Origin of the sequence: Streptomyces sp. DvalAA-14 (genome assembly GCF_900091855.1) — a bacterium.
Classification (GTDB): domain Bacteria; phylum Actinomycetota; class Actinomycetes; order Streptomycetales; family Streptomycetaceae; genus Actinacidiphila.
This window is the reverse complement of sequence record NZ_FMCH01000004.1, coordinates 24,553-33,710: the sequence shown is the minus strand read 5'-3', so window position 1 is coordinate 33,710 and position 9,158 is coordinate 24,553. Positions and strand designations below refer to the sequence as shown.

The window sequence follows — 9,158 nt, the reverse complement described above, 5'->3', positions numbered from 1 at the left end:
ATTCCTGAGGGGTCGCCGGGTCCGTCCCACCGCGGCGGCCGACCGGGACGCGGGGCCGGCGCGAGCGGGCGGGTCACTCCCGTCAAATGTCCGGCAGCCCCGGAAGGCCGTCAACCGGAGCTGGCCGGCCGCGTACGCCGGCGCACACCGTGACCGACCTGCGACGTTCCGTGGCCGGGCGTCCTTCCGCCCGCCTCCGCTCAGTCCGTACGGGTCAGCGAGGCCGGCTCGGCCTTCTTGCTCGCCTCCGCGACGGCGGCCCACACCCGGTCCTGGTCCGCGTCCTGGCAGGCGTCCTGATCCGCGTCGTGATCCGTGCCCCGGTCCGTGTCCTGGTCCGTGCCCGCGGTGGCGGGAGTGGCGCGGATCTCGTGGCCGTCGGCGGTCAGGCAGCGGCCCTCGGACAGGTCGTAGCGCCAGCCGTGCAGCGTGCAGGTGAGCACGCCGTCCTCGATCTGTCCGAACCGGCTGAGATCGGCGCCCAGATGGGGACAGCGGCGCTGGACGCGCCAGCCGTCGAGTTCGATGTCCTCGCCGCCGTCCTCGCGCGAGTCGTAGTAGTTCTCCACGTACTCCACCCGCTCCATGGACAGGCACTTGAAGAACACATACAGGAACTCGTTGTACGGCCCGACCCGGCTGGCGGTGAACCGCATCGACAACAGCAGGCTGTTGGACCAGTCGACCTCGCGCCCGGCGATGTTGGTGGCCACCAGATCGCCGCCGGTCGACAGCGTGTAGCGGCAGCGCTCCCCGTCCCAGAGCCGGACCTCGCGGGCCGGGAAGTCGATCACGATCGGGACGTCGCCCACATCCAGCCGCACCGGGCCGCCGACCCCCGCGCAGATCCGCTCCGCCCGCGCCATCAGCGGCTCCCACCACTGCTTCAGTTCGGCCAGCAGGCGCTCGGGCGGCAGCGCGGGCGCCCGGGAGGCGCGCTCGGCGGCGAGGACGGGCTGCTGCCGGCGGGCGAATTCCCGCAGATAGGCGGTCTTGTTGCCGAAGACGTGGTCGATCTCCTTGTCGGAGTACCGGTGACTGGACGCGCAGGCCCCGCCCTTGGCCTCCACCACCGTGCCCGGCAGCAGCAGGTGCGCCGACACGTCCGGCCGCGCCTCGGCCAACTGCGCCAGGAACTCACGCTGGTCGACGAAGATGCTCTCCCCGTCGCGGCCAGTGCCGTTGAACTCGAAGAGATCCTCGTCGAGGAAGCACGGCGGGCCCGCGTTGGGGAACACGTGCGCCGCCTGCACCGCGTCGATGTACGTCAGGGCGCGGTCGAACTGGCCCTGGCGCTTGCGGGCGGCGAACTCCCGTTTCGCGGAGTGCGGCAGCCGGTAGACCATCGGATACCAGATCGCCCCGGAGAACTGCGCGAAGTAGGCGTCGACCTCGCCGAACTCGCGGATGGCCGGGACGGACAGCGGGTGCGCGTCGTTCTGGTTGAGCAGGACGGTCTCGCCGTCGTCCAGCGACAGCGCCGAGTCGCCGATCGGGCCGTCGCCGGGCCCGGTCAGGGCGGTGATCATCATCCGCAGGCCGTCCCGCTCGACCGGGACGCCGCTCTGCGTGCGCAGGAAGCGGGTGAACCCCAGGCCGCGCAGCTCCCGTTCCAACTCGTCGGTGGCGAAGGCCGGCAGCAGTACGGTGACGTCCTTGCGCACGTTGCGGCGCAGATTCTCGGCGTCGAAGTGGTCGCGGTGCAGGTGGGACACGTAGAGGTAGTCCGCCGCCCGTCCGTAGTGGGCCCAGTCCAGATCCGTGTTGTCGGGGAAGGGGAACCACGAGCCGAAGAACGCCGGATTGACCCAGGGGTCGCACAGCACCGATCCCGCCGAGGTCTCGATGAACAGTCCCGCATGCCCAAGTCCGGTCACACGCATAGACGCAGCACCCCAACCCGATCCACCAGATCCGCCGGATACGTACAGATAAAAAAACTATGTCCGGGTTTTCGGCAGGGCGCACGCGTAGGTGCGCTTGATGGATGACCGAGGGGCGGGTGGGGCGGAGCGGCCTACCGGGGGGCCGACGGGTTCGCCGGTCAGACGTGCATGGCGGGCGACGGCCAGCGGCGCACCCGGCACGGCGTCCACCAGGCGTAGCCGCCGACCCGGCCGATCAGGTCCTCCGCCGCCAGGTCCGCGAGGATCTCGGCCGGCAGGTCGTCGGCCGGGACGCCGGCTTCGAGGGCGGCGACGGCCGCCATGTAGGCCGGGTCGTCGATGGTGATGCGGCCGAGCTGTCCGTCCCGCCGGTCCCTGACCTGGAGGAAGCCGGGGCCCCGCCGGTAGATGCAGGCGCCGAAGAAGTAGCCGGCCCGCCACCGCGCCAGCAGATCGGCGCCGTCCGGGACGCCGGTGACGGCCTCGGGCGGGCTCAGATGGCGGAACGCCGCGACGGCATCGGCGTCGGCACCGGCACCGGTTCCGTCCGATCCCTCCCGGCCCCCGCTCCGGCCCCCGCCTCCCGCCGCGCCGCTGTCCGCGGCTTCGGAGGGCCCGAGACGGAGCCGCCATTCGACCGCGATCGCCCGGCTGGTCATCTCGCGCAGGGCGACCAGCGCCCGCACCGAACGCTCCCCGTCGGCCGCCGGCGACAGGTCCACTGGCTCCGGCAGGAGGATGTGCCGCGCGCCCTGCTCGTAGAGCGCCGTCACGCCGCCGATCGGATCGCCCCCCAGCGCCGCCGGGCGTGCGCCCATCCCCTCGACCCCGAGCGTCGCCGGATCGGTGTGCCGGCGGGACACCACCGCGATATCGGCTCGGTGGTCCTGCGTGACCGTTGTCAACGTCGTCTCCTTCGGATGAGTCGGGTGAGCCGGGTGAGTCGGTTGAGCCGGTTGAGCCGGATGGCCGCACCGGTCGCGCGGACCGGCGCCCCTCGCTCCCTCAGGCGGTCGCCGCGGTGAGGGCGGCCGGCTCGGTCGCCGGCCGCGGGGCCAGCAGCTTGCTGAAGTCGAGCCGTACGCGTTCCTGGTTCGTGGCCAGCGGCACCACATGGATGAAGGTGCGCTCGTCCTGGAAGACGATGCCCAGGCCGAGCCAGCGGTCGAGCAGGGCCCCGACATCGGCGGCCGTCACGTTCGGGTGGCCCGCCTCGGCCAGTTTGCGCAGCAGCGCCGGCACCGTCCGCGGCTGCTCCAGCAGCCGGAAGGCGGCCAGCTCCACCGGGTCGGCCACCTCGAGGACCCGCCAGTCGAAGTGCCGGCGGTTGCTGACCAGCACCACCGCGTCGCCCAGGTCGCAGTACGCCAGGGTGCTCGCCGGGTGCTCGCGCTGCCAGTCGGTCACTCCCGCGTCGAGCCGGGTGGCCACCTCGGTGGAGATGCCGCGCTCGGGCGCCGAGAACAGGTAGGCGAAGTCGAACAGTTCCCGCTCGGGAAGGTCGTAGATCATCGCGTACTGCGCGGCCGGACGCAGCTCGGAGAAGCCCAGCTCGGGCCGGTTGAAGAACGGGCTGAACCGTTCGATCGCCACCCGCGCGATGCCCGAGCAGGGCTCCAGGTGGTGCAGCGCGGGCATCTGGGCGATCACCGCCTCGTACGCCCCCGGGTCCTCGCCGGGGAAGCCGAGCAGGTAGTTCCACAGGACGGTCAGGTCCAGCGACTGCGCGTCCCGCAGGATCCTGATGTTCTGGCAGCCGGTCACGCCCTTGTCCATCAGCTTGAGCACCGAACTGCTCAGGCTCTCGATGCCGGGCTGGATGCTGACCACCCCGGCGTCGGCGAGGGTGCGCAGCTGGTCGAAGCGCAGATTGGACTTGACCTCGTACTGCACCCGCAGGTCGTAGCCGGCCTCGATCAGCCGGGGCAGCACCGAGCCGAGGTATTCCATGTCCAGGATGTTGTCGACGGCGATGAGGTCGAGCACCTGGTGGCGTTCGATCATGGCCAGGATCTCGTCGTGGAAGCGGCTCGGGCTCTTGCTGCGGAACTGCATGAAGGAGCCGTTCAGGCCGCAGAACGTGCAGTGGTGCTTCTCGCCCCACCAGCAGCCCCGCGCGCTCTCGATAACGAGCCGGCCCTCGATCCAGCTGCTCGCGGTCGACAGTTCCAGCCGTTCGAAGAAGCCGTCGAAGTCGGGGCTCAGGATCGCCCCGGGTGGCAGCGGACTCGTGCTCATCGGATTCACCGTCGAGACCCCGGGCTCGGGCCGCCAGCACAGGCCCTCCACCGCGGCGAAGTCCTGCTCGCCGGCCAGCGACCGCAGGAAGGCCGGGAACGACGCCTCGCCCTCCCCGCGCAGGACGAAGTCCACGAACGGGAAGTTGCGGTGCATCGCCTCGCCCTGGGCGCCGTCGCAGTTGGCGCCGCCGAAGATGGTCAGGATGCCGGGGTTGATGCGCTTGATCTCCCGGGCGGTGGCCAGGGCCGCCGCGTTCTGCTGGAAGGTGGAGGTGAAGCCGACCACGTCGGGCCCGAACGCGACGATGCGCTCGGCGAGTTCGGTGATGAACTGCGGCGCCAACTCGTGCAGCCGCACATTCATCGCCATCTCCTCGGCGGTCATGGCCGCCCCGTACATCTCGGTGAACTGCGCCAGGTGCCAGGCGGGGTCGCCGTACAGGGCGGAGGAGAAGACCCAGTCACCGCAGCCGAGGAAGTAGGTGTCCATCGAGTAGTAGGTGTAATCGGCCAGGGCGAAGTCGAAGCGCTCGGTGATCCAGTCGACGTAGTCCAGATTGGCGTGCAGCACCTCGACCTCCGCGTCGGGCAGGGCGTCCCGCACGCTGTGCCGCAGGATGCCGAGCGCGAGCGAGGGCACGTCGATCGCCGCCCACGGGGTGTTGACGAGCAGTACACGCATGTCTCTCCTCGACGGTGTTCGGTGCGCCGGTGGTGGCGGGCCCGGGGTGCCGGTCCTGCACGGGCCCCGTGCGGGCTCTGTGTGGGCTCTGTGTGGGACGGGATGCCGGGCTGGGTGCCAGGTCGGATGCGGTGCTGGATGCGGGGGCGGGTGACGACGTCCGGCGTGCGGTCAGACTCCGGCGCCGGTTTCCAGGTAGGCGGTGATCTCCGCGGTGTACGGGGACGGGCCGAGGGACAGATGCGCCCGGTAGTCGGCGTGCGCCTGAGCGCTGCGGCCGAGTCCGGCGTGGCAGGAGCCGCGCCGGTAGAGCACCTCGGCCCGGTCGGCGCCCGGCAGTTCGAGGGCCCGGGTATACGCGCCCACCGCGTCGAGGGTGCGTCCGGCGGCCTCGTGCACGAAGCCGAGATTGAACACGAGGTCCGCGTTGTCCGGGTCGTCCTTCAGCGCCCTGGTCAGGTCCTGGAGGGCGTCCGGGTATCGGCCCTGCTCGCAGGCGAGCACCGCCCGGTTGACCAGGGCGACTTGGTTGCCGTCGTCGCGCTGCAACGCCTGGGCGAAGGCCAGTTCGGCCTCCTCGACCCGGTCCAGGCCCAGCAGCGCGAGCCCGCCGAGCGCGTGCAGCCGTGCGTCGTCGGGCGCGTACCGCAACCCCGACTGCGCCTGCGCCACCGCGGCTTGGGGCTGACCGAGGTCCACCAGCAGGGAGGCCAGGCAGACATGGGCGTCCAGGTGGTCCGGCTCCAGGTCCAGGACGTAGCGGTAGTCGGCGGCGGCGCCGTCCAGGTCCCCGGTGGCCGCGCGCAGCGCACCCCGGTTCTGGAACAGTTCGGGGAACGGCGAGCCCAGCGAAGCCGCTTGCTCGTAGTCATCGGCCGCGAGCTGGTAACGGCCGAGTTCGTAGCGGAGGTTGCCCCGGTCGAACCAGTACTCCTGGTAGTACGGGTCGAGCCTGATCACCTCGTCGTACTCGGCCATCGCCTCGTCCGGGCGGCCCAGCCGGGCGAGCAGTTGGGCCCGGTTGTGGTGCAGGACCGACCGGTGCAGGCGCTGGCGGTCGGGGGCCAGTTCCCGGTCGAGCCGTGCGATGCCGTCCTCCACCAGGCTCAGCGATTCCCGCAGATCGCCCAGGTGCATCCGGACCAGGGCCCGGCCGTTCTTCATGAAGGCGATGTGGAAGGCCCGGTTGTCCTCCGCCGGCAGCAGACCGGCCATCGCCACCGCCGTGTTGGCGTGTCCGAGCGCGAGCCGGTGGTCCTTCTCGGCCGGTGCGTTCAGCCGGGTCCAGAGCATGCTCAGCATGTAGTGCAGCGTCATCTGCGGGTGGGCGGCGTCGAAGCGCGCCAGCAGGTCGTCGTAGATCGGTTTGACCTCGTCGATGCGCGATGTCTGGGAGAGGGCGTGGGCGGTGCGGTACCAGCCGGCCCAGTAGCGGTCCGGCGCGGTGTCGAAGTCCGCGCGGGCGGTCAGCTCGCCGGCGTGCTCCAGGGCCGCGTCGTAGAAGCCCATCTCCAGGCAGTAGTCCGCTGCCGCGGCGGTGGCGTCCCACCCCGCGGTGGCCGCGGCGCTGCCGTGCAGCCGGTGGTAGGGGATCGCGCCGAGCCGCAGCGTCGACACACCTCGGGCGGCGCCGTCCGGGCTTGCCGCGCCCGCTGCGCCGCCTGCGTGGTGTTCGCGCGGTTCGCCTTCCTCGCGTTCGCGCTGCGCCGCGAGTTCGGCGCCGCGCCGGTCGTGCAGCGGCATCCGGGCGGCGGCGTCCAGGCGGCGGTAGGCGGCACTCAGCGCCGGGTCGTCGCTCGTACCGTCGGAGTCGACAAAAGCGCGGGCCCCTGCCAGGTCCGGGTCCGGACCGGCGGCCGCCGGCGTGGCGGGTAGCACCGGGGAGTCGACCCGCCGGGCGTACTCGCCCAAGGCCGCCGCCAACTCGGCGCTCACCGGGTCGGCCCGGCCGGCCACCACCAGCCGCAGGCGTGCCGGGTCCAGCCGGCGCAGCGCGATCGCGACGAACTCCTGGTCGCTGGAGTCGGCTTCGGGAATCGCGTCCAGGACACAGGTCCGGGCGGCGCCGGGGCCGGCGGTGTACGCGCGCAGCAGGTCGACGATGCCGTGCGCGACCCGCCGGGCGCGCAGTCGCGAGTACCAGCGGGTGCGCTCCTCCTGCGACGACTCCGAGGTGAGCGTGTCCGCCGGCTTCCCCAGCAGCGTGGCCAGTTCGGGGGCCACGGTCACGATCTCCCGGTGGTGCGCGCGCACCAGCGCGGGCTGCTCGGTGTGGATTTCGGGCACGATTGCCCGCAGCAGCCCGCCCAGCCCGGTGTACGGGCCCCGCAGCCGGCGGTGGCAGTCGACCCGCAAAACGGCGTCGCTCGTGCGTTCCCCGCACACGCGCTCGACGGCGGTCAGGCGGTCTGTCCGGGTCGCGCCCACGACATGGGTGTGGCCGAAGGTTTCACTCATGGGAGGTCGCTCCTGTCGGTGAAGGCTGGGGGGGCGAGGGCGGGCGCGGGGGCGGAGGCGGTGGCGGCGTCGACCGGTCCGGCCGCGGCCCGGCGGGGCGGGCGGGCCCGGCGCTCACGGATCGCGATGACGACCACGATCACCAGCTGGCCCAGCACGAGGCCGCCGGCCGCCGCCGCGTCCCAGAACCGCTCGTCCAACGGGCCGCCGCCGGTGATCCCGTGCGTCAGCCGGATCACGAACTCGATCATGACCGGGAGCGCGAACAGCACGGCGGCGGCGATCATCACGGCCGTACCGATCACGACGACCGGCAGGTAGAACCGCACCACCCGCAGCTCATGCGGCGTCGAGGACAGCTCGCCGCCGGTGGCCGGCGGGCGGCGCAGCAGGCGGTACGCCCCGCGGCGCAGTTGCTGCCGGGTCAGTCGGAGCAGGTTCGGGCAGTGGGCCAGGGTGGTGAAGACGTAGTAGAGGTCCGTCTCCATGAAGACCATGAACTGCCAGGACATCCGCAGCAGCGTCAAGTAGGCCAGCAGCAGGGCGAAATGGCCGACGAAGGTGGCGCCGCCGTTGAGTCGCGTGTCGACTGCGGCGATCACGATCATCACGCTGTAGTTGATCGCGTCGGCCAGCAGCCCGGCGCAGAACGGCAGGATGCGCTTGCGCGGCTCCACTCCCATCAGCCCGGTCATCGTGGTCTGGAAGACGATGAAGTAGAGCCTGCGGCTGATGCTCAGCCTGCTGCTGAGCCCGAGTCGCCGGCCGGCCAGTACGTGGAAGCCCTCGTGCAGGAGCAGCCCGACCAGTTCCGCCAGATAGGCGGCCGCCTCCACCAGCAGCAGGGACCGGCCGACGAAGAAGTGCCCGGACGCGGGGCGCAACCCGGGCCGGCGCACCTCCAGATACACCGCCGCCACGGCGAGCAGGAAGTAGCACAGGAAGGCCGGCCGGGACAGCAGTACGGCGGCCGGCCGACGCCAACGCACGGGCGCCGAGGCCCCGTTCGCGCTCTCCTCGCCCTCGTCCTCGCCGCGGACAAAACCGAGGCCGCGCAACGCCTCGACCACGTCGTCCAGATCGGCGTCCTCGCCGTAGGCGGCGCGATACCAGCGGCCGGCCTGCTCGACGGTGTCCCCGGCCTGCAGGCGCCGCACCAATTCGGCCCCGTCCGGGGGGAACAGCGCGAACGACTCGATTTCGGGCCGGCCGATCAGCACGTCCTGGCCCTCGTCGACGAACGTGAGCCGATGCAGCGGCACGGTGCCGTTGTCCATGGGCGCTCCTCCGACGGTTCGTGGTGCGCTGCGGGTAACTCACGGCGGTACCTCGCGGGATGGAAACCGGTCGGTGCGGTCGGTGCGGGGGACTGCCGGGTCGGTGCGCGGGCTGCCGGGGGGTGCGCGGGACTGCCCGGGGACGGCAGGTGCGGGGGCCGTCCCCGAACAGCCTTCCGGGATCGGCGTGGACCGCTTACTTGCCGATGCTGATGCTGACGCTGATGCCGCCGCAACCCGCGTTGTAGAACGACGCCGCGGCGCTGGTGAGCCGGACCGGAGCAGTCGGGCGGATATTGATCTTCTTCACAGAGAACCTCCCCTCGACATGGATGATGAGGACGGCCGGCCGCCGGGAGCGACCTGGCCCGCCTCTGCCCCGGAAGTATCACGGCCCGGATTCGAAAGACACAAGACCCCCGTTCAGGGGGGCGCCGCTATAATTCCGGTTAATTTTTCTTCGCAGCCGCTTAATGCGGTGCCGGTGAACTGGGTGTTTCTTCCGGCGCCCGGCGTAAACCCGCCGCGCGTCGAGCTGTCTGCCCTGGTACTGGGCTTGGTGGCCTCGGGTGACGACCAGCGATAACTGCGGTGGACCGACGAGCGCTCCGCCGTC

General features: G+C 71.5%; 5 protein-coding genes. All 5 read right to left on the bottom strand.

The window, feature by feature from the left end:
• Positions 1-200: 200 nt before the first annotated feature.
• Complete coding sequence (locus GA0115240_RS00205; RefSeq protein WP_093734589.1) at positions 201-1,883, bottom strand: Rieske 2Fe-2S domain-containing protein; 1,683 nt, start codon at positions 1,881-1,883, stop codon at positions 201-203.
• A gap of 161 nt (positions 1,884-2,044) precedes the next feature.
• Positions 2,045-2,791: a DUF5825 family protein gene (locus tag GA0115240_RS00200; protein ID WP_093734588.1), complete on the bottom strand. Its 747-nt coding sequence runs from the start codon at positions 2,789-2,791 to the stop codon at positions 2,045-2,047.
• A gap of 100 nt (positions 2,792-2,891) precedes the next feature.
• The gene (locus GA0115240_RS00195) at positions 2,892-4,808 is read right to left on the bottom strand and encodes a RiPP maturation radical SAM C-methyltransferase (RefSeq protein WP_093734587.1); all 1,917 of its coding nucleotides are present in this window, start codon (positions 4,806-4,808) and stop codon (positions 2,892-2,894) included.
• A 171-nt stretch (positions 4,809-4,979) separates the two neighbouring features.
• Positions 4,980-7,265, bottom strand: coding sequence for a tetratricopeptide repeat protein (locus GA0115240_RS00190; protein ID WP_093734586.1), 2,286 nt, complete (start codon positions 7,263-7,265; stop codon positions 4,980-4,982).
• Positions 7,262-8,542: a hypothetical protein gene (locus GA0115240_RS00185; protein WP_093734585.1), complete on the bottom strand. Its 1,281-nt coding sequence runs from the start codon at positions 8,540-8,542 to the stop codon at positions 7,262-7,264. Before GA0115240_RS00185 ends, GA0115240_RS00190 begins: the two co-directional genes overlap by 4 nt.
• Positions 8,543-9,158: the final 616 nt, after the last annotated feature.